The sequence below is a fragment of the Shewanella sp. GutCb genome (assembly GCF_002836135.1).
Lineage (GTDB): Bacteria > Pseudomonadota > Gammaproteobacteria > Enterobacterales > Shewanellaceae > Shewanella.
The window spans coordinates 1-639 of the sequence record NZ_PJBL01000073.1 but is presented as its reverse complement, the minus strand read 5'-3'; the positions used below and the strand labels follow the sequence as shown (position 1 = coordinate 639).

General features: G+C 46.6%; 1 protein-coding gene. It reads left to right on the top strand.

The window, feature by feature from the left end; genetic code table 11:
* Nucleotides 1-639, top strand: a 639-nt coding sequence (locus tag CXF86_RS20005; RefSeq protein WP_145991639.1) for an acrylate reductase flavoprotein subunit ArdA, incomplete at both ends; no start/stop codon positions are given.

Below are 639 nucleotides of genomic sequence, written 5' to 3'. Positions count from 1 at the left end.
AAAGAAGTTGAAGTCCTTATTATTGGTTCCGGTTTTTCGGGGTTAGCGGCGGCAATTGAAGCCACACGCAAAGGCGCAAAAGACGTACATATTTTTGAAAAAATGTCGTACTTTGGCGGTAACTCAGCCATTAATGGTGGTTTGTTTGCTGCGCCTGGTACGCCAATGCAAAAAACTGAAGGCGTTCAAGATTCAGTTGACCGCATGGTCGCGGATCAGCTTAAATCTGGCCGTGGTATCGCTGATGAAGCTTTACTTCGTCACGTGGCTTCGCATGCAGTAGAAGCACTGCAAATGACCTTGGATGCAGGCTCTGAATTCCATCCTTATCTGCAGCAGTTAGGTGGTCACTCGGTAGCACGTACTTATCAAACTACCGTCAGTTGTGGTGCTGGTATTACTCAACCGCTACTTAATGAATGTCGTAAACTCGGTGTTCATACTCATAACCGCGCTAAGTTCGAAGGTTTCTTAGTGGGTGAACAAGGCGAAGTTGTAGGCGTTAAAATGCGCGAAAACTATCACTTTGAAGAAGATCAGCCAGGTAAAGTGATTAATATCCGTGCCAAGCGCGGCGTGATTATGGCAACAGGTGGCTTTGCCCAGAACGTTGATTTACGTATGGCGCAAGATCCAACG